This is a genomic window from Kitasatospora sp. P5_F3, assembly GCF_054049135.1.
Window position 1 is genome coordinate 1 of the sequence record NZ_JBFUMY010000060.1, and the last position, 18,204, is coordinate 18,204.

Here is an 18,204-nt window from a genome sequence, read left to right on the forward strand (position 1 = left end):
AGCGGGAGCCACTCGGGCCGGGCGTCGGCGAGCGTGGCGGCGGTGGCCAGCCGGCCGCCGGACTGCAGGCCGCCGATCAGTGCCCATCCCGTCGCGGTGACGGTGAGCGCCAGGGCGGTGGTGCGGGTGGCGAGGGCGAGGTCCAGCAGTGCGGTCAGCAGGCAGGCGACGGCGATCGCGACCGGTCCGCCGTCGGTGGCCACCGCCACCAGCAGGCCAGGGAGTTGGAGCAGCAGTAGGGCCACCGGCAGCGGCCCGCGCAGGCGCACGGCCGCGCCGTACGCCGCCGCACCGCCGGCCGTCAGCGCGGTGATGCCCGCCCAGTAGGCGGCGGCGCCGATCCGGTCGAGCCCGCCGAGGCCGACGGCGCGGGCCGCGTACCAGTCGAGCAGGACCAGCGACAGCCCGAGGGCGGCCGAGGTCTCGGCGGTGGCGGTCAGCCCGCGCCGACGGAGCGGGACGGGTGCCAGCAGTGCGCAGAGCGTGACGGCGGTGAGGATCAACGCCTTGGCGCCGAGGCCGAGTTGGCCCCAGCTGACCACGGTGAAGACCAGTGCCGCGACGGCCACCAGCAGCCCGCCCAGTGCCAGCAGGACGGTCTGCGCGGACGGGCCCGAGACCTCGTGTGACTGCGACTGCACCTGCCACTGCGGCGTCGGCGCCAGGTGCGGGGCGTGCGTCGGCGGGTCGGGCAGGTCCTGCCGGGCGCGCAGCCCCGCCAGCAGGTGGTCGCGGTGCAGCAGCAGCGAGTGCCGCTGGGCGTCGAGACCGGCGAGGGCGAGGGTCACCTGCCAGAGGGCGGCCGCGTCCTGGCCGAGCAACGGCAGTCGGCACTGCGGGCAGCGGGCGACGGGGGCGGGCCCCAGGGGCGAAGCACAGCCCGGACAGGCGGGTGAACCGGTGTTCATGCTGGTGATTGTGGCGGCCGCGCCGGTGAGGCGACATGAGTATGGGTACTCAACTTGCGGCCGGGGCCGGGTTCGCAGGTCAGGCCTCGTGCCCGGGAGCCCAAAAGGGCGTGCGGTCCGGCGGGCAGGTCTGCGAAGCTCGTCCGATGCCGGCCCGAAACCGCAGACTGCCACGCCACCTGTCCTGGCCGCTCACCCCGTCCGACCTCGACGCCGCGCTCGGCGAGCGGATGACCCGGGTCGAGCGGGTGTACTTCTCCGACCGTCCGCACGAGGATGGAAGCCTGTTGGGTATCCAGTGGTACGGCGTGACCGTCCATCCCACACTGAGGTCGCGGCTGTCCCTCACCGTCGGCCCGCTGCCGGCCACCGAGCGGGCTGCGGCCAGGCAGATCCTGGTGCGGGTCTGCCTGCCGGAGGTCGCCGCCTGGATCGACGAGATGCTTGCCGCCTCCGAGACCTGGCGGCAGGCCGGTCACTACCGGCACTGGCGCCTGGCCGGTGACTCCGGGGTCGTCCACCGGGACGATTTCGACCCGTACCGCTGAGCGGCGGCCGTCGGGCGGGAGCCCGGACCGGGCCGCATGCTGGAAGGGATCTTGCCCGCCGCCGAGTGCGAGAGAAGAGGTCTGCTGATGGGTTTCCGGTCTGCCGGCTCGGATCGCCAGACGCCGAAGCGCACCCGAACGAGCGCGACCTGGGTCGGCGTTGCGTTGTTCGGCGTGGTGCTGCTGCTGCTCCTGATCTTCATCCTGGAGAACACCCAGCAGGTCGACGTGGCGTTCTTCGGCGTGCACAGCCACCTGCCGCTCGGGGTCGCGCTGCTGCTGTCCGCCGTCTGCGGGATCCTGCTGGTGGTGATCCCTGGCACCGCCCGGATCCTCCAACTACGGCGGGTGGCACGGAAGAACGTCGCTGCTCCGGCCCCTGCTCCGGCCCAGGCTCCGCCGGCGCCGCCGGTCGACCAGGCCGGGACGGCCGTCGCGCCGGAGAGTCCGGGCGGGGACGCGGCCGACAGCGAACGACCGGTCGAGGACTGAAGGAGAGCGACATGGCCACCGAGAGATTCGCCCTGGCCTTCCCCGGCGATCCGGATTCCCCCGGGGACCAGGACGTCGTGGTGGTGGAACCCACCGGCCAACGCGGGCCGGGCGGGCACCCGGTGTACGCGGACGTGACGGGGATCGTCCGCGCCGAGATCAGCGATCGCGGCGAGGTCCGGATGCTGGCCAGCGGGGGCCACCAGGTGCCGCGCACCCCGATGACGGCGCGGCCGCTCCCCTGACCGGGTGGCCCGGTTCAGTCGGCCTCCCGGAGGTGGGTGCGTCGGCCGTCGTGGTCGAAGATGCCCAGGATGTCGGCCGGGCCGCCCTGGGCGCCGATGGCATGGGGAACCATGGTGGAGAACTCGGCCGCCTGCCCGGCCTCGACCACGATCCGCCGGTCGCCGAGCAGAAGCACGACGGTGCCGGACAGCACCGTGAACCACTCGATGCCCGGATGGGCTTTGAGCGCACTGGTCGCGGTCGGCGCGGGTCTGGTGAGGCGCATCCTGGCCACGGTGACGCCGGGATCGCGGCTGAACCTCCACTGGGTGAGCCCACGGGTCACGTCGTGGTGGGGCTGGATCACCACGTCGCCGTCGTTCGGGGTCTCCACCAGCTGGTCGAGCGTGGTGCCCAACCCCCGGGCGATCGACGCCAGTTGGTCCAGGCTGATCCGCCGGTGGCCGGTCTCGATCCGGCTGAGGGTGGAGGGGCTGAGGAAGCAGCGCTCGGCGAGTTGGTCCAGTGACAGGCCCATCGCGACCCGCAGGCCCCTGATCCGCTTGCGCACCAAGGCGTCGAGGCCGCCGTCTTCTTGCGTCATACGCAAGATGCTATGCGATCCGGGCAAGCCCTCGTAGGGTCGTGGCCATGGCTCACCACGCTCACCAGCACCATGCCGTTTCGCCCGAGTCCGGGCACGATCACGGGCACGACGAGGCCGGCCTGGCCGAGATGCTCGATCTCGACGCCGAAGTCCTGCACGCCCACCTGTCCGAGCTGACCGGGTGGCTGAAGGACTTCGCCACCGATGCACCGGTACGCCGCGTCCTCGACCTCGGCAGCGGTACGGGTACCGGCACCTTCGCCCTGCTGTCGCGGTTCGCCGAGGCGGAGGTGGTGGCCGTCGACCGGTCCCCGTACATGCTGGGTCACCTGCTCGACCGGGCGCGCGAACGCGGCGTCGCCGGGCGGGTCCGTACCGTCGAGGCGGACCTGGACGCCGGCCGGCCCGACGTCGACCAGGCGGACCTGGTCTGGGCGGCGGCGTCGCTGCACCACATGGCCGACCCCGACCGGGCGCTGCGGGAATTGTTCGAGGTGGTTCGCCCAGGCGGCCTGCTGGCCGTGGTCGAGATCGACGGCTTCCCGCGCTTCCTGCCCGAGGACCTCGGCCTCGGCCGGCCCGGGCTCGAGGACCGCTGCCGGGCCGCGATGTCCGACCGGCACGCGGAGCAGATGCCGCATCTGGGCGACGACTGGGGCCCACGCCTGACCGGCGCCGGGTTCACCATCGAGGCCGAGCGGGTGTTCGGCATCGAACTGCGCCACCCGCTGCCCGAGGCCACCGGGCGCTACGCCCGGTCCATGCTGCGGCGGGTGCGGGGTGTGCTGGCCGACCGGCTGGATGCGGAGGACCTGGCCGTGCTCGACGTCCTGACCGAGAGCGACGGCCCCGACGGCGTGCTGCGGCGCGAGGACCTGGTGGTCCGGGCCGAACGGAGCGTCTGGGTGGCCCGTCGGCCGGTGCCGCCGGCCGGGTGACGGTACGTCACGGATCGGCGTTCCGCCGCGGCGTGGCCGGGAGGCAGGGGACTGCGGTGTGTGCGAACGTGGGTGCAGTTGTCCCGAGAGGAGTGGTCATGTCGTCGAAGCGCCGTCGCAAGAAGAAGGCTCGCGCCAAGCGCGGGGCGAACCACGGTCGTCGTCCCCAGTGCTGAGTGATGGCAGGGCGGTTGCCCGCGGTTGCTGACGGCGCCGCAGGTGACCGCCCTGTCGGATCGGCCCCTGGCCTCGGGTTCTGCCCGTGGCGGGGGCCGATCGTCGTTCCCCGACCGGCGTGGCAATCGGATGGCAATCGTCTGCCAAGTCGGGACGGCCATGCTGGGCCCTGCAATACCGGGGACGAGGAGGACGGCATGCCGGAGAGCAGCGGACCAGGTGGCCACGCGGTCGTGGCGGGGGCGGGTATCGGTGGGCTGCTGGCGGCCCGGGTGCTGTCGGAGACGTACGAGCGGGTGACCCTGGTGGACCGGGACGCGCTGCCGCAGGGCGGGGTGCCGCGCCGGGGGGTGCCGCAGAGCCACCACGCGCACGGGGTGCTGTCGCGGGGGTTCGAGGTGATGGAGGAGCTGTTCCCGGGGCTGGGGGAGGACCTGGTCGGGCAGGGCGCGCTGGTCCGGGACGCGCAGGCGGACGTGCGGTGGTTCAACGACGGGCACCGGTTGAGCGGTGGGGACTCGGCGCTGCCCTGTCTGATGGTCAGCCGGCCCGCGCTGGAGACCTACCTCCGTTCGCGGGTGGCGGCGTTGCCCGGGGTGGAGATCCAGGACCGGTGCGAGGTGCTGGAACCGGTGGCGGACGCGGCCGGCACGCGGATCACCGGCGTCCGGCTGCTGCGGGTGAACGCCGAGCCGCAGACGGTGCCCGCCGACCTGTTCGTGGACTCCACCGGACGCAGCAACCGGGGCGTGGCATGGCTGCGCGGGCTGGGGTACGAGCCGCCGGAGGAGGAGCGGGTCGACTCCAAGGTGGTGTACGTGACCCGCGAGTACCGGCGGCGGCCGGGCGATGCGCAGGCCGACGCGTACGTGGTGGGCGCCTCGGCGTCGGCGCCGCGCGGCGGGGTCGCGCTGAGCGCGGAGGGCGACCGCTGGCTGGTGACGCTGTTCGGGATGGACGGTGACGACCCGCCGGTGGACCCGGCGGGCTTCCACCGGTTCGCGGAGCGGCTGCCGGTGCCCGACCTGCACGAACTGATCGAGCGGCTGGAGCCGCTGACGGAGGCTCGGGCGATGCGGATCCCGGTCTCGGTCCGGCGCCGCTACGAGCGGATCGACCGGATGCCGAAGGGCTATCTCGTCTTCGGCGACGCGCTGTGCCAGTTCAACCCCTCGTACGGGCAGGGCATGACCGCCGCTGCTCTGCAGGCGGTCGCCCTCCGGGAGTGCCTGGCGCGGGGGAGTGGTGCGGCGGCGGCCCGGGAGTTCTTCCGGCGGGCGGCGCAGGCGGTCAGCGTGCCCTGGGACATGTCGGTCGGCGGCGACCTGCGGTTCCCGTTCGTCGAGGGCCGGCGGACGCTGCGGGTCAGGCTGATCAACCGGTACGTGGCCCGCCTGCACCGGGCGGCGGCGGTGGACGCGGAGGTGGCGCGGGCGTTCCTGTCGGTGGCCAACCTGAAGTCGCCGCCGCAGGGGCTGTTCGCGCCGAAGGTGCTGGCGAGTGTGCTGCGGGGGCCTGCGGGCGCGGCCTCGGCGGCGGTCCGACCGCGCTCGGCCCGGGCGGAGCGGGCGGCGGGGGCCTGACTGGGTGACGGTGTGTCAGTCCGGGTGTGATGATGGCCAGTTGAGCCTCTGGGCGGGCCCGATTGGCTCGACCGGGCCGGGGACGACGCCGAGGGGAGTGCGGCGGGTCGTGCCGCTTCCGCCGGGCTCGCGGGCCTATCGTGGACCAGCGATCTTGGCCGCTGGGAGGCGCGATGTGCTGGAGCGCCGAGGCGGATCTCGTCACCGGCACCATCGTCACGGGCCTCGGCGTGGCCTGCCTCAGTGGAGTTCGCCATCGACGGCAGCTGCCGCTGGCCGTGTTGCCGCTGCTGCTCGGTGTCCACCAGCTGGTGGAAGCGGCGGTCTGGCTCGGCGGTGAGGGGCGAGTCGACCCGGACGTCGCTCAAGTCGCCCGTGTCATCTGGGCGTTGATCGCGATGCCGGTGCTGGTGATGCTGGTACCGTTCGGCGCCTGGTACGCCGTCGGCCGGCCCCGGCGGCTGCTCCCGTTCCTGGTGCTCGGCGTCGCCACCGCCGTACCCCTGGCCGCAGTGATCCTGACCGGTCCCGTCACCGCCGAGGCGCACGGACACACCCTCACGTACGCGGTGGGCATCCCGCTGGCACCCCTGCTTCTGGTCACCTACCTGCTGGCCACCCTCGGCCCGCTCGCCCTCAACCCCGACCCGGACCTGCGGCGGCTCGGGTGGGTGATGGCCGCCGCCGCGCTGCTCTGCGCCGTCCTCTGGCGCACCGCCTTCGCCTCCACCTGGTGCGCCCTCGCGGCGCTGGTCAGTGTCCTGCTGCTGCGCTGGGTCCGGCGGGGTGATGAAGGGCAGCAGGCAGCCCTTGGGACGAATGCGGATGAAAACTGAAATAAGGGACCGCTTTCCGTGGGGCGGGTATGCCGGCGGAGGTCGGGGGTAGGCGGCCAAGAACGATGCGTCGGACGACGGAAGGTGTGTCATGGCCGTGTCCAGTGAGGTTTTGCCGACTCCCTTGTGTACGGCGGTGGCCGGCACAGCTCGGCTGCCCGAGATAGCGGATCTTCCGGTGATCGAGAATCCGTCGGCCGTCGCGCCGCGCGATGCCAGGGAACTCGCACGGGTGCTGCTGGTGCGGTTGGCGGACCTGGAGGAGGGCACGGCGGCGTACTCGTACGTGCGCGGGACGCTGGTCGAGCTGAACCTGTCGCTGGTGCGGTACGCGGCGGGGCGGTTCCGCAGCGGCCAGGAGCCGATGGACGACATCGTGCAGGTCGGGACGGTCGGCCTGATCAAGGCCATCGACCGGTTCGACCCGGAGCGGGGTCTGGAGTTCTCGACGTTCGCGCTGCCGACGATCATCGGCGAGATCAAGCGCCACTTCCGGGACGGCACCTGGGCGGTGCACGTGCCCCGGCGGATGCAGGAACTGCGGCTGACGCTGGTGAAAGCAGAGGAGGACCTCGAGCAGCGGTTGGACCGTTCTCCGACCGTGGCCGAGTTGGCCGAGCGGATGGAGGTGAGCGAGGAGGAGGTCGTGGAGAGCATGACCGCCACCAACGCGCGTACCGCCGGCTCGCTGGAGATGCGGCTGGCGGACGACTCGCCGAACAGCACCCTCGCGATGCGGCTGGGCTACGAGGACACCCGGATCAGCCGGGTGGAAGACCTCGAATCGCTCAGACCCCTGATCGCCGCACTGCCCGAACGCGACCGGGTGGTGCTCTCACTGCGCTTCGTCGGCGAGCTGACGCAGGCTCAGATCGGGGAGCAGCTCGGCGTCTCGCAGATGCACGTCTCCCGCCTGCTCACCCGCACCCTGACCAGGCTGCGCGCGGAGCTCACCCAGGAGAGCTGATGCCGTTGGGGTCAGCGGGTCGGGGACAGCCGGGAGGTTCGTACTTCGAGCCAGACGGATTTTCCGTCTGCGAGGAGGTCTACGCCCCAGCGATCCGAGAGCCGTCCGATGATGTGCAGGCCGTGGCCGCCTGGTGTGGCCGGTCGGTACGGCGCCCGGGGGCGGGGCACGGTCGGGCTTCCGTCGGCCACCTCCACCCGGAGGTTGTCGGGGGTGCCGTGCAGGACGAGGTGATGGGGGCCGCCGGCGTGCATGACGGCGTTGGCGAGCAGTTCGGTGATGAGTAGCAGGACGTCGTCCGCCGCGGTGTCCTGGTGGCCGTCGCCGCTGGTGACGGTGTACCAGTCGAGGAGGGCCTGCCGTCCGAAGTCACGTCCGGCCGCTACCTGGCGGCGCATGCCCTTGAGCATCAGGCGCCTGCGTTGCCCCGTGGCCGGCAGCAGCGTGGGACGGGAGCCGAGGTCGAGGTCACCGGTCAGCCGGCAGACGAGCTTTCCGTCCGGTTCGGTGCGGGTCGTCACCGTGAGGCCAACAGCCTGCGGGCCGGTTCTGTTGGTGCTCAATGTGGTCAGGCCTTCCGGTCCGTGCGGTACACGACAGCGGTTGGGGCAGCACTGTCTCCCGTCACGACCTTAGGCTTGCGGCCCGCCCGGTGGTAGCCCGTGGAACGGTCCGTAGCAGGAGCGGAACTTCCGGATCTCGACGCTGCTCATGCGGTCCTCCACTCGTCCTGCGCCGCTGCGGGCTGTTCCCGTCGGGCGCGTTCTCGACTGTCGGCTGCCCCCGTCCGAGGACTTCATGCCACCCGGTTCTGCGGTTGTTGCGGACCCGGGGGGTTTGGCCGGGCGGGAAGGGGTGAGACGCAACCGTGCACGCGGCGCCCGTTCGCGCCGACAACTCCGTTGTGACAGCAGACAACTGATCACGACTTGGAGAAGGGAACAGCTGATGACCGACATATCGCGCCTGCCCGGGGCTTTCGACCACCGCTGGGACTGGCAGATGCGCGCGGCCTGCCGCCGCCAGGACGCCGCCCTGTTCTTCCACCCGGCGGGTGAGCGCGGCCAGGCCCACGACGCCCGGGACGAGGCGGCGAAGCGGGTCTGCGTGCGCTGCCCGGTCCGTACCGCATGCCTCGCATACGCCCTCCAGGTCCGCGAGTCCTACGGCGTGTGGGGCGGGCTCACCGAGGACGAACGCGCGGTCCTCCTGCGCCGGACCCGGCGGGCCGGCCGCGCTGCCTGACCAGCAGTCGTTCGACCGGAAGCTGCCTGACGGTAGTCGTCACTGGGAGAGTCTTCGTGATTCTGTGGAGCATTCTGCGCATGCTCGGCCTGGCGGCCGCTTCGGCGCTGGCGGCCTTCGTGGTGGACCGGGCCGCCGAACTGACGGTCCGCCGGCTGGCGGCGGGGCGTGCGGGGAGCGGGACGTTGCCGCTGGTGCGAGGTTGCCGCCGGCCGTTCCTGTTGGCGGCCACTGCCGCGCTGATGCTGGCAGGGGAGGCCTCGGCGGGGCTCGCGCCCCTGCTTCGGGGCGCTGTGCGGCACGTGCTCGTCCTGCTCTGCCTCGCGGCCTGTGCCTGGTTGGCAGCCCGGTTGGTGGCGCTGCTGGTCGATGCGGGGGTACGGCTGTCGGTCCGGAGTCAGGACGCGAGTCGCGTCCGCCGGGCGCGTACCCAGGCGGGGATGGTGCGCCGGGTCTGCCAGGCCGTGATCGCGGTGGTGGCGCTCGCTGCGATGCTGATGACCTTCCCGGCGGTCCGTACGCTCGGCGCCAGCCTGCTGGCCTCCGCCGGACTGGTCGGTGTGGTGGCCGCGATGGCCGCGCAGAGCACGCTGGGCAACCTGTTCGCGGGGGTCCAGATGGCGTTCGGTGACATGGTGCGGATCGGCGACGAGGTGGTGGTGGCGGGGGAGTGGGGCACGGTGGAGGAGATCACGCTCACCTACGTGGTGGTCGCCACCTGGGACCAGCGGCGGATCGTCATGCCGGTCTCGTACTTTGCCGGCCGGCCGTTCGAGAACTGGTCCCGCAACGACACCCGCATCACCGCAACTGCCCTGCTGCACCTGGACCACAGCACGCCGATGGGCGAGCTGCGGGTGGAGTTCGACGCCCTGCTGGCCAAGTGCGAACTCTGGGACGGCGAGGGGAGCGCACTGCAGGTGGTCGACACCACGCCCTCCGGCATCGTGGTCCGCGCGCTGATGACCGCCCGCAACGCCGGGGACGCCTTCGACCTGCGCTGCCATGTACGGGAGGAGCTGATCGGCCACCTGCGCGAGCACCACCCCGGCGCCCTGCCCCGGCTGACGCTGGCCGGTACCGATGCCGACGGGGCGGTGGGCGCAGGTCGCGGCTGCGGATGCCCGAAGTGCTGTCGGCCGTGATCCGCACCGACGCCGGGTGGAGCCGTTCGAACGACCGACCGTCAGGTCCGAACCGCCGGTGGTTCCGTCGTTCGGGTGACGGTGGGGCGTGGCTTCATTCCTCGCTCCGTCACGCGTCTCATAGTCGGATCTCCGGACTATGAGACGAGCCGAACATGCGCCTTCCCCGCCGAGCGGTTCTGCTGCCGGTCGCCGCTCTGCTGGTGGGCGTGGCGGGTTGCTCCGCCTCCGTTGCGCAGCGCTCCGCCGTGCCCGTGTCCACTCCGAGCCCGCAGCCGATCCTCTCCCCGGGCTCCGGTCCCAGCGCGGCCGGGTCCGGGCTCCGGCCGTTCACCCTGGTGGCCTCCGGGGATGTCCTGCCGCACACCGCGATCATCCAGCAGGCCCAGGCGGACGCCGGCGGCACCGGGTACGACTTCGGCAAGATGCTGGCCGGGGTCAAAGCGGTGGTCGCCAACGCCGATCTGGCCATCTGTCACATGGAGACCGTCTACGGCGCCGAAGGCGGCCCGTACACCGGCTATCCCACCTTCAAGTCGCCGCCCGAGGTGGCCCGGGCGCTCCGGGACACCGGCTACGACTCCTGCTCCACGGCCTCCAACCACACACTCGACGCGGGCTCCGCAGGCATCAGCCGCACCCTCGGCGCGATGGACGCGGTGGGCCTGCAGCACACCGGCTCCGCCCGTACCGAGGACGAGGCCGCCCGCCCCGCGCTGCTGACGGCCGGCGGCGCGGCCCTGGCCCAACTCGCCTACAGCTACGACACCAACGGCATCGCGCTGCCCGAGGGCCAGCCCTGGGCGGTCAGTCTGATCGACCGTGACCGCATCCTGGCCGACGCCCGCGCCGCCCGCCGGGCCGGCGCCGACATCGTGGTGGTCAGCATGCACTGGGGCACCGAGTGGCAGGACCAGCCGAACGATCAGCAGCTCACCCTGGCCCAGGAGTTGACCGCCGCTCAGACCGACGGCCGCCGTGACATCGACCTTGTGCTCGGCACCCACGCCCACGTCCCGCAGGCGTACGAGCAGGTGAACGGCACCTGGGTGGTCTACGGCATGGGCGACCAGATCGCCGCCGACATGTACAACCGGTCCGGCGACCTCGACCCACGCGGCAACCAGAGCTCGATCGCCCGGTTCACCTTCGCCCCGCCCACCGGACCGAAGCAGCCCTGGACCGTGAGCAAGGCGGAGTTCATCCCCCAGCTGATGGACCTGAGCACCCCCAACCGGGTGCTCAACCTCAACGAGGCACTCCGGCAGAACCCCGGCAACGCCGACTGGGCCAAGGCCCTGGAACACATCCGGTCCACCGTGCTGAGCCGCTCCGGCGCTGCCGCCGGTCTCACCATGGGCTCCTGACCGGCGGGATTCCTCGGCCTGTCAGTTGCGGTGCCTGCGGGCTCGGAGGTACTGGCGGGCCAGGAGTCGGAGGGCCGGGAGCCTGGGTGTGTTGGCTGACTGGTGGAGCAGGTTGGTGCCGGCCGAGCGTGCGGCGGTGCTGGTGAGGTTGTCGATGCCGATGATGCAGCGGAGCAGCGGCTGGTGGCCGGCCGGTACGAGGGCGACGACTGCTTCGGCGTCGGCCAGGGTGCGGTCCACCCGGTCGAGTTGGTCGGTGAGCAGCGTCAGTACGGCCGGCAGTGGTCGGGCCTGCTCGAGGTCGGCCCGGGTGACGCCGTGTTCCTCCAGGGTCCGTACCGGGATGGTGAGTCGGCCGTCCGCCAGGTCCTCGGCGAGGTCGTTGACGAAGTCCAGCCGCTGGCTCGCGTCGATGAACGTGCGGCAGGCGGAGCGGTAGGCGCTCTGGTCACCGTCGGGGCCCAGCAGTGCGGCGACGACCATGAAGGCCGGCAGTGAGTACCCGTCCACGTAGCGCTGGTAGTCGTCCTCGGTGTCGAATCCGGTGAAGTCGAGGTCGGTGGCTGCCGCGGCGAGGTAGTCCGCGACACGGTCGCGGAGCACGGGGTGGCTGTCGATGCTGTTCAGCAGGGGTTGGAGCTCGGGGTTGTCGGAGTGGCCGGTGGCGAGGCTCTCGGAGACCTCGCGTTCCCAGCGGGCGGATGCCGTCCGGCGGTCTGCCAGGGGGCCGCTGTCCTGAAGAGTGTCGGTGCGGTGCATGAATGCGGCGGCCGCGATCACGTGCGGAATCATCGCGTAGGGCAGGAGCAGGCCGGCGGCAGCCGCCATCTCCCGCTTGTACTCGGTGACTTGGCGCCGTTGTCGGCTGTACTGCGCCCGCAGTCCGGGGTCGCGTACCCCTGCCGCGTCCAGCGCCGGCTCCCAGCTGCCCACTTGGTCCTGCCGTTTCTTGTTGTTCGCTTGTGGTCCGGCTATGGGCGCTGTGACGGGACGGGTGGGAGTGCGGGCCAGCGGGCGAGCATGCGTTGGCGCAGGTCCGTGCTGAGGCTGTTGAGGCCGCTCAGGTCCGGGCGGTCGGCAGTCAGTCGGCTGACGACACCGAGTCGGTGGACGAGCCGTTGCCGGGCGGTCGCGGTGCCCCACTTCCAGTCCCGGTCCGGGATCCGCGCCAGGTGGTCGGTGGTCCCGCGGTGGGCCCGCTGCACCAGTGCGTCGCCGCGAAGCAGCCACCCGGCGCACGCGTCCGCGAGATCGCCGTGGAGTTCGGTGCCGGTCGCGGTGTGCCAGGCCGTGCGGTAGGCGCTCTCGGCCCGGTCCAGCAGCGGAGCGGGCGCCGAGGTGACACACCAGCAGGTCGGGAAGCCGATCCGCAGGTAGGCGAGTTCCATCAGTCCGCTGCCCAGGGAAGCCTGTTCGAAGTCGACGAACCTGATCCCGGTGGTGGTGTGCAGATCGTTGCCGGGGCACGGATCCCCGTGGAGCAGGGCATGCCCCGGTGCCTGGCCGAGCCGGTGCACGAGCTCACCGAGCTCACCGGGCACGCCAGGTGCGACGGGGGCCTCAAGAGCCTCGGCCAGTCTGAGGAAGGAGTCGACGTCGGCCTGGTCCGGGCCGAGCCAGCGGGGAAGTACCCCGACGTCCTGCGGGCCGGTGGTGGCGTGCAGCCGAGCCAGTGCCGCCGCGTAGCCGACGATCCAGTCGCCGGACGGGCGTTGGTGGTCCAGGTGCTCCAGGACCAGTACGCGCTCGGCGGGATCGGTCCCCAGCAGCGTGGGCACCACGGGGTTGTCGGCTCGGGCGGCGAGCCGTAGTGCGGCGACCTCGCGGGCGTACCGGTCCTCGGCGTCGGGGCCGTCGACGAACTGCTTCACCACCACCGGTGATCCGGCCAGCTCGACGCGCCACACGCGTGAGCGCGGGCTGCTGCTCAGTCGGCGAGAGCGACTGGGTGAGCCCAGCTCGGTCCGTAATCCGTCCCCGAACGGCAGTCGTGACCACATGAGGTCATCTTTCCACGGAGACGAACAGGCGTGCGGCCGGGGTGGGTCGGACGAGTGTCCGCGTCATCGCCGCGCCCGCCACCACGGCGCAGAGGTGCAGCACCACCGCGACGGCGGGGTTCTCGGGCGGCGTGACATCGGCGGGAGCGGCCACCGCCACGTACAACAGAAGGGGAACCTTCCAGGCGCTCCAGGCGAACAGTGAGCCCGATCCGACCCAGCCGAACACCAGCGGGAGCCAGCGCGGCAACCCGGCCGGACGCGCCCGGGCGACCGTCCAGACGGCGGCGGATCCGGCGAGCGCCCAGAACCCCCACACGGCGGTCAGCACGAACCCGTCGGTGTTCCGCTCGGCCGGGTGCGCGATCCCCAGCGTGCCTCCGGCCGCCCAGTAGAGCCAGACCAGACCGACCGCGGCACCGACGCCGGCCGCCCACGGCGGCACCGCGCGCGGACCGTCACCGACGCGCCCGACGAACGCATCCGGCCAGCGGCGCCGCAGATACGCCGGAACCGCGAGAGCCAGCCCCAACCCCATTCCTACGAAGCTGAATTGGACGAGTGCACCCTCCCAGGCCGGCATCACCGGGTCGTCGCCGCCGCTGTCCTGCGAGTCACCACCGATATCCAGGAGCGCACCGAAGAGAAGGAAGGGCAGCACCGAGACGAGGAACCCCGACCCGACCCAGGAGCAGAACGCGACCAGCGCCCCCGGAATCCGCCTCCCCCACGGCCGCACCAGCGCGAGTGCCAGCGCGATCCCGATCAACGCCATGCCGATCGTCACGACGTTGAGCACCACCCACTCCGCCAGGCCGAACCCCTTGCCGATCGGCACCAGTCCCAGGAGGGAGCCGACCACCCAGGAGACCTTGATCAGCAAATACGGCGACAGCGCCAGAGCCGCCCCGTACGCCGCGCTCCGCCCGACCCGATCCCAGCGTTCCACCCGAACTCCCCTTCCGCCAGCAGGAATTCCAGCCTCCAGCCTCACCGGCCAGGCCACGTCCTCCGCCGGACGTAGCCGCCTCCCCCACCCGGGGGAGACGGAATGCGAAGGATCTCGGCTCGCGGAGCGGCTGAAGACGCAGCAGGAACTCGCGGGGCGGCTCCGGGAGAGCGGTGACACCGCGGCGCGTTGCTGGCGCTCCTGATCTGGCCTGGTTCCTGGAGCCGGACCGAGTGGTGGCGAGTGCCGGCTGGGCGCTGACCACCGAACGTGCGACGAAGAGAATGCCGGCGGGCCGTCACCAGTACTTCGGTGACGGCCCGTTGCGGGTGGAGCGGGTGCTCATGCGGTCAGGCTGGACAGGGCCTGGTGTGCGCGCTGGGCGGTGCGCTCGGCGCGGCTCTTGAGTCGGAGCGCGCGCACGAGGCGGTGGTTCTCGGCTTCCCGCAGACGGTTGTCGATCGTCGCCCGCGCGGTCTCGAGGTGGTAGGTCATGGTGTTCCCCCTGTTGTTGGGTGGTCCGCTGCATCACCGTGATGTCAGCCCCTCAGACCACCTTCTGTGCTTCAGATACTACACCCAAACGGGGCCATCACCTTGCAAGTTCCACTCTGTTCAGATAATCGCCTTCTGATCGAAGGGAAAAGTGTCAGTTGAGCCGAGCTATGCGAGCACACGCTTGCTGGCTCCGGCTCACCGGTCGGCGCCCGTGGCGGTGGGGGACAGGGCGGTGGCCTGGTCGATGGTGAGCACTGCGTACTGGGCCCGCTGGTCGTCGGGCAGGCCGCTTTCGTGCCGGCCCAGGATCTCGGCGGCGGGTAGGCCGGCGGCGACCAGGTGCTGGTTCACCTCGGCCCAGGCGGTCGTGCGCTGGTGCAGGGTTCGCGCCTGGTCCGGGCCGGGGAGCTGAAGCAGTGTCAGGGCCTGGGCCAGGGTCAGTTGGCCGACCCGGGCAAACTCTTGGGAGGGCGTGCCGAGGGTGTCCTCCGGTTCGGCGGGGTCTGCGCCGAGTGCGGTGAGCCGGGTGTTGACCTGTTCCCAGGTTGCTGCCCAGGCCCGTTCCGCGAGGAACTGTGCTTCGGCTCGTTGTTCGGCCATGCGGTTCTCCCGGCCGGAGTAGGTGTTGGTCTGCACCCTGTCCCAGCGGGCCGGGTCGTAGCCGGGCCGGTCGCGCCAGGGCAGGGCGGCGCGGACCAGCTGGTTCCACTCCCGCCGGATCGCCTGCAGGTGGGCAAGCTCGGTGACGCCGTCCCGGGGGCTGGTCGCGTCCCGCATCTCGATGCTGAGGTTGAGGACGGAGACGCTCTCGCCGAGGAAGACCTCCAGCGCCCGGGCGGTGGGGTCCAGCGGGTCCAGGTGTCCCCGTATCCAGCCGAGCAGCTCGGCGACGTCGGCCTTGGTCAGGTCGGTGGCGTACCGCTCGGCGGGCGCGGTGGTCTTGGACACGGTGTTCCCCCTCGGTCGCGGGCGGCCGGCCGACGGGTCGTCATGTCCGGTTCATCGCCCCGGGCATGGAATCTAATCCAAGGCGGCAACGCGGGAGAAGAGGCGGCAGCCTCGTGATCACCTGGCCGAGTGAACGGACGGCGGGCAGGCGGCGACATTCCTCACGGCACGACGGCCTCGGCGAGCAACCCGCCCCGGGCGGTACAGCTGCCGGCTGCACAGTGATGATCTCGTGATCGAAAAGCGGAGGCGGCGCCGGGCAGGCTCAAGTACTGTCCGCAGTCGTCCCGATCGGCCACGGCCGACTTCGTTTCACTGTGAGCAGGAACGTTTCTTGAACATCGACTTCGGCCTTGACCCGGTTTTCTCGTGGTACATCATCTTGCTGGCCGTCAGCGGAGTGCTCATGGTTGCCATGGCCTTGCTGCCTGTTGGCCGTCTGACGAACGGGATGCGCTCCCTGAACGGCGTCCTCGGGGTGGGCTTCGCGGGGTACGCGTACTACCTGTGCTTCGTCTTCGAAGGTGGCAGTTACGCGATCTTCTTCTATGCGTTCATCCTGCCGGTGCTGATGACCGCACAGTTCGTCAAGTCGCTGTCGGAGGGCAGCCGGGCCTGACGTGACGTCACCGTGCCCCGTCATCGACAGCGAACGAGCTGTCGGTGACGGGGAATGCGCCCCATGCGCCGGCGGCGGCCCGGCCGGCACAGCCCTCAGCTCGGCAGCAGACGGATCGTGGTGTCACGGAGCCGGGTGTGCTCGGTGGACACGAAGCGGTGCAGGTTCCGGGAGGCGAAGGCGACCCGCTGGGCGCTGCGGCGGCGTTGCGAGTCGTAGGTGCGCAGGGCGGTGTCGAGGTCGGTGGGTCCGTGGTCGGCGACGGCCCGGGTCAGCGCCTCCGCGTCCAGGAGTGCCGTGCACGCGCCCTGCCCGAGGTTGGGTGTCATGGCGTGGGCCGCGTCGCCGACCAGTGCGATCCTGCCGTGGTGGACGAAGGTCGGCAGGGCGGGGAAGAGGTGCCGCATCTCGTAGCGGATCCAGCCGGCGGGGTCGGTCTCGTCGAGGATCCGGGGGATTGGGTCGTGCCAGCCGTCGAAGTAGCCGCGCAGTTGGTCGGCGGTGGTGGCCGCGGGCACGCTGGCGTACCAGTTGGTGCGTCCCGGCTCGACCGGGGTCATGCCGAAGAACCGGCCCTTGCCCCAGGTTTCGCCGTACACGCCGGTCTCGAAGTCCGCGATGCCGATCCAGGCGACGCTCCCCACCTGCCGTGGACCGCTGCGGGTGCCGAAGCAGTGGGTGCGTACGGTGCTGCGGATGCCGTCGGCGCCRACCACCAGGTCGTGGTCGGCTGTCAGCGCGGCGACGTCGGTGACCTGCTCGCCGACCTTGAGGGACACGTCCCCGAAGGCGTCCAGCTCGGCCAGCAGGATGTCGATCAGGTAGGGCCGGCAGATCAGGAGTTCGGGGCGGCCGGCCTTTCGCTCCATGCGCTCCAGCGGGAGGCTCGCCAGCACCCGCCCCTGGGGGTTGCGGATCCGGGCGCCCCGGTACGGCACGGCCCGGCGCTCGACCGCCTTGCCCACCGCGAGGCGGTCGAGGGCGGCCTGGGCTCCGGAGTGGAGGGCGAACGCGGCGCCGTACCGCTCCAGTTCGGTGCGGCGCTCCAGGACCGAGACCTGCCAGCCCGCGCGGCGCAGCCCGATCGCCGTGGCCAGCCCGCCGATCCCCGCCCCGACGACAACTGCGGTTCCGGCCATCACGTTTCCCCCGATCGCCCCCGTCCGCCCACCTCCGGGCGGACCACCACAGATGTGGTACCACGGCTGGGGTAGTATGGGCAAGTGCCAAGCAAGCGAGGAGCATTGACGGTGAATCAGGACCGCCGGGACCAACTGCGCGACGCAGCCATCGAGGTGCTGGCCGAGGCGGGCGGGCGTGGCCTGACGCACCGGGCCGTCGACGCGGCCGCCGGGGTGCCGCTGGGCACGACGAAGAACTACTTCCCGACCCGGGACGCCCTGCTCGGTGCGGTGGCCGAGCGGTGTGCGGAGCAGTACCGCGCGATCGCGGCGCAGCTGGGGGTGGCCGGAGCGGGCCCTGTGGACCGCGAGGGTCTGGTGGCCATGTTGCGGGGGCTGCTGGAGAACGTCGCCGGACCGGGTCGCCCCCGGATGCTCGCGTACTTCGAACTGCGGGCCGAGGCGGCCCGCCAACCGTGGCTGGCGGCCATCCTCGACCCGATCGCTGCCGCCGACTTCGCCGGTTTCGAGTGGGCCCAGCGGGCGGGCGGCCTGCCCGTCACCTCGCAGCGGGCTGCTGCTGTCACGCTTGCCCTGCACGCCGCCATCCCGCACCTGCTGGAAGCCGGTCCCGCCACCCTGGCCGCCGCCGGCCTGGACGACCTGGACCGGTTCGTCCGCGGCCTGCTGGACGCGGTGTACCCGCAGTGTCCTGGGGACCGTTCGCACGGATGAGTGGTGTTCGCGAGAGCGGTAGGTAGCCGCTCCGGGCTTGCGCCGGGCGTCTTGCGTGGCGGGCGGGGGCGGGTGGTCCAGACGTGTGCCGCGTGCCCCTGCACCAACACCAGGCCCAGCCTTCGTCTTGTTCACCTGTGGCAGACAACGGTTCCCGGCAAGCCGCGGCCTTGGCGAGGACGGCCGGCCCGCCGCGGCGCAGACTTCCTGGCTGTGCCCCGGCGGGGCTTTGTGCAACGGGTTGGTTGCGCGTGGGCGGGATGAGGTGCAACAATCGGGTTGCGCTTGAGGTCGAT

General features: G+C 71.7%; 20 protein-coding genes and 1 pseudogene. 12 read left to right on the forward strand and 9 right to left on the reverse strand.

Annotation, left to right across the window (positions count from 1 at the left end):
- Window positions 1-908: pseudogene (locus tag ACXJMZ_RS27985) on the reverse strand (hypothetical protein); the annotation flags it as partial.
- A 146-nt stretch (window positions 909-1,054) separates the two neighbouring features.
- Between ACXJMZ_RS27985 and ACXJMZ_RS27990 the strand changes: the two are divergent.
- From ACXJMZ_RS27990 to ACXJMZ_RS28000, 3 genes are all read left to right on the forward strand, one after another.
- The gene (locus ACXJMZ_RS27990; protein ID WP_457032816.1) at window positions 1,055-1,456 is read left to right on the forward strand and encodes a hypothetical protein; all 402 of its coding nucleotides are present in this window, start codon (window positions 1,055-1,057) and stop codon (window positions 1,454-1,456) included.
- A gap of 87 nt (window positions 1,457-1,543) precedes the next feature.
- On the forward strand, window positions 1,544-1,948 hold the full coding sequence (locus ACXJMZ_RS27995; protein WP_457032817.1) for a LapA family protein: 405 nt from the start codon (window positions 1,544-1,546) through the stop codon (window positions 1,946-1,948).
- A gap of 11 nt (window positions 1,949-1,959) precedes the next feature.
- The gene (locus ACXJMZ_RS28000; protein WP_457032818.1) at window positions 1,960-2,193 is read left to right on the forward strand and encodes a DUF6296 family protein; all 234 of its coding nucleotides are present in this window, start codon (window positions 1,960-1,962) and stop codon (window positions 2,191-2,193) included.
- A gap of 14 nt (window positions 2,194-2,207) precedes the next feature.
- On the opposite strand, the gene ACXJMZ_RS28005 is transcribed toward ACXJMZ_RS28000, so the two are convergent.
- Complete coding sequence (locus ACXJMZ_RS28005) at window positions 2,208-2,777, reverse strand: helix-turn-helix domain-containing protein (RefSeq protein WP_457032819.1); 570 nt, start codon at window positions 2,775-2,777, stop codon at window positions 2,208-2,210.
- Window positions 2,778-2,824: 47 nt separating this feature from the next.
- Here ACXJMZ_RS28005 and ACXJMZ_RS28010 point away from each other — a divergent pair, with 47 nt between their 5' ends.
- The 4 genes from ACXJMZ_RS28010 to ACXJMZ_RS28025 all read left to right on the forward strand — a co-directional run bounded on the left by ACXJMZ_RS28010 (window position 2,825) and on the right by ACXJMZ_RS28025 (window position 7,281).
- Entirely contained in the window at window positions 2,825-3,718 is an 894-nt protein-coding gene (locus tag ACXJMZ_RS28010; protein ID WP_457032820.1) for a class I SAM-dependent methyltransferase, read from the forward strand.
- A gap of 374 nt (window positions 3,719-4,092) precedes the next feature.
- A complete protein-coding gene (locus ACXJMZ_RS28015; RefSeq protein WP_457032821.1) occupies window positions 4,093-5,478 on the forward strand; it encodes an FAD-dependent oxidoreductase in 1,386 nt (461 codons plus the stop codon).
- Between the two features lie 173 nt (window positions 5,479-5,651).
- Window positions 5,652-6,314, forward strand: a complete 663-nt coding sequence (locus ACXJMZ_RS28020; protein WP_457032822.1) for a DUF6629 family protein — start codon at window positions 5,652-5,654, stop codon at window positions 6,312-6,314.
- Between the two features lie 91 nt (window positions 6,315-6,405).
- Window positions 6,406-7,281 carry a SigB/SigF/SigG family RNA polymerase sigma factor gene (locus ACXJMZ_RS28025; protein WP_457032823.1) on the forward strand — a complete coding sequence of 292 codons (876 nt, stop codon included), beginning with the start codon at window positions 6,406-6,408 and terminating at the stop codon, window positions 7,279-7,281.
- An 11-nt stretch (window positions 7,282-7,292) separates the two neighbouring features.
- Here the strand turns inward: ACXJMZ_RS28025 and ACXJMZ_RS28030 are convergent, their stop codons facing one another.
- Complete coding sequence (locus ACXJMZ_RS28030; protein ID WP_457032824.1) at window positions 7,293-7,844, reverse strand: ATP-binding protein; 552 nt, start codon at window positions 7,842-7,844, stop codon at window positions 7,293-7,295.
- 385 nt (window positions 7,845-8,229) lie between these two features.
- Between ACXJMZ_RS28030 and ACXJMZ_RS28035 the strand changes: the two genes are divergently transcribed.
- From ACXJMZ_RS28035 to ACXJMZ_RS28045, 3 genes are all read left to right on the forward strand, one after another.
- Window positions 8,230-8,526: a WhiB family transcriptional regulator gene (locus ACXJMZ_RS28035; protein ID WP_457032825.1), complete on the forward strand. Its 297-nt coding sequence runs from the start codon at window positions 8,230-8,232 to the stop codon at window positions 8,524-8,526.
- Between the two features lie 56 nt (window positions 8,527-8,582).
- Complete coding sequence (locus tag ACXJMZ_RS28040; protein WP_457032826.1) at window positions 8,583-9,671, forward strand: mechanosensitive ion channel family protein; 1,089 nt, start codon at window positions 8,583-8,585, stop codon at window positions 9,669-9,671.
- 155 nt (window positions 9,672-9,826) lie between these two features.
- Window positions 9,827-11,038, forward strand: a complete 1,212-nt coding sequence (locus ACXJMZ_RS28045) for a CapA family protein (protein ID WP_457032827.1) — start codon at window positions 9,827-9,829, stop codon at window positions 11,036-11,038.
- 21 nt (window positions 11,039-11,059) lie between these two features.
- On the opposite strand, the gene ACXJMZ_RS28050 is transcribed toward ACXJMZ_RS28045, so the two are convergent.
- The 5 genes from ACXJMZ_RS28050 to ACXJMZ_RS28070 all read right to left on the reverse strand — a co-directional run bounded on the left by ACXJMZ_RS28050 (window position 11,060) and on the right by ACXJMZ_RS28070 (window position 15,433).
- Complete coding sequence (locus ACXJMZ_RS28050; protein ID WP_457032828.1) at window positions 11,060-11,971, reverse strand: phytoene/squalene synthase family protein; 912 nt, start codon at window positions 11,969-11,971, stop codon at window positions 11,060-11,062.
- A gap of 38 nt (window positions 11,972-12,009) precedes the next feature.
- Window positions 12,010-13,038, reverse strand: coding sequence for an aminoglycoside phosphotransferase family protein (locus ACXJMZ_RS28055; RefSeq protein ID WP_457032829.1), 1,029 nt, complete (start codon window positions 13,036-13,038; stop codon window positions 12,010-12,012).
- 4 nt (window positions 13,039-13,042) lie between these two features.
- Window positions 13,043-13,987: a hypothetical protein gene (locus ACXJMZ_RS28060; RefSeq protein WP_457032830.1), complete on the reverse strand. Its 945-nt coding sequence runs from the start codon at window positions 13,985-13,987 to the stop codon at window positions 13,043-13,045.
- Between the two features lie 342 nt (window positions 13,988-14,329).
- A complete protein-coding gene (locus ACXJMZ_RS28065) occupies window positions 14,330-14,482 on the reverse strand; it encodes a hypothetical protein (RefSeq protein ID WP_457032831.1) in 153 nt (50 codons plus the stop codon).
- A gap of 198 nt (window positions 14,483-14,680) precedes the next feature.
- Window positions 14,681-15,433: a hypothetical protein gene (locus ACXJMZ_RS28070; RefSeq protein ID WP_457032832.1), complete on the reverse strand. Its 753-nt coding sequence runs from the start codon at window positions 15,431-15,433 to the stop codon at window positions 14,681-14,683.
- Between the two features lie 334 nt (window positions 15,434-15,767).
- On the opposite strand from ACXJMZ_RS28070, the gene ACXJMZ_RS28075 reads away from it, so the two are divergent.
- Window positions 15,768-16,052 carry a hypothetical protein gene (locus ACXJMZ_RS28075; protein WP_457032833.1) on the forward strand — a complete coding sequence of 95 codons (285 nt, stop codon included), beginning with the start codon at window positions 15,768-15,770 and terminating at the stop codon, window positions 16,050-16,052.
- Between the two features lie 95 nt (window positions 16,053-16,147).
- Here ACXJMZ_RS28075 and ACXJMZ_RS28080 read toward each other — a convergent pair whose 3' ends face one another.
- On the reverse strand, window positions 16,148-17,191 hold the full coding sequence (locus ACXJMZ_RS28080; protein ID WP_457032834.1) for an FAD-dependent monooxygenase: 1,044 nt from the start codon (window positions 17,189-17,191) through the stop codon (window positions 16,148-16,150).
- A gap of 111 nt (window positions 17,192-17,302) precedes the next feature.
- Between ACXJMZ_RS28080 and ACXJMZ_RS28085 the strand changes: the two genes are divergently transcribed.
- A complete protein-coding gene (locus tag ACXJMZ_RS28085; RefSeq protein ID WP_457032835.1) occupies window positions 17,303-17,908 on the forward strand; it encodes a TetR/AcrR family transcriptional regulator in 606 nt (201 codons plus the stop codon).
- The last annotated feature ends 296 nt before the right edge of the window (window positions 17,909-18,204 follow it).

Excerpts from the sequence above, each read along its gene's own strand:
- ACXJMZ_RS27990 (WP_457032816.1), top strand. The coding sequence starts at position 1,055 with ATGCCGGCCCGAAACCGCAGACTGCCACGCCACCTGTCCTGGCCGCTC.
- ACXJMZ_RS27995 (WP_457032817.1), top strand. The coding sequence starts at position 1,544 with ATGGGTTTCCGGTCTGCCGGCTCGGATCGCCAGACGCCGAAGCGCACC.
- ACXJMZ_RS28000 (WP_457032818.1), top strand. The coding sequence starts at position 1,960 with ATGGCCACCGAGAGATTCGCCCTGGCCTTCCCCGGCGATCCGGATTCC.
- ACXJMZ_RS28005 (WP_457032819.1), bottom strand. The coding sequence starts at position 2,777 with ATGACGCAAGAAGACGGCGGCCTCGACGCCTTGGTGCGCAAGCGGATC.
- ACXJMZ_RS28010 (WP_457032820.1), top strand. The coding sequence starts at position 2,825 with ATGGCTCACCACGCTCACCAGCACCATGCCGTTTCGCCCGAGTCCGGG.
- ACXJMZ_RS28015 (WP_457032821.1), top strand. The coding sequence starts at position 4,093 with ATGCCGGAGAGCAGCGGACCAGGTGGCCACGCGGTCGTGGCGGGGGCG.
- ACXJMZ_RS28020 (WP_457032822.1), top strand. The coding sequence starts at position 5,652 with ATGTGCTGGAGCGCCGAGGCGGATCTCGTCACCGGCACCATCGTCACG.
- ACXJMZ_RS28025 (WP_457032823.1), top strand. The coding sequence starts at position 6,406 with ATGGCCGTGTCCAGTGAGGTTTTGCCGACTCCCTTGTGTACGGCGGTG.
- ACXJMZ_RS28035 (WP_457032825.1), top strand. The coding sequence starts at position 8,230 with ATGACCGACATATCGCGCCTGCCCGGGGCTTTCGACCACCGCTGGGAC.
- ACXJMZ_RS28045 (WP_457032827.1), top strand. The coding sequence starts at position 9,827 with ATGCGCCTTCCCCGCCGAGCGGTTCTGCTGCCGGTCGCCGCTCTGCTG.
- ACXJMZ_RS28055 (WP_457032829.1), bottom strand. The coding sequence starts at position 13,038 with ATGTGGTCACGACTGCCGTTCGGGGACGGATTACGGACCGAGCTGGGC.
- ACXJMZ_RS28065 (WP_457032831.1), bottom strand. The coding sequence starts at position 14,482 with ATGACCTACCACCTCGAGACCGCGCGGGCGACGATCGACAACCGTCTG.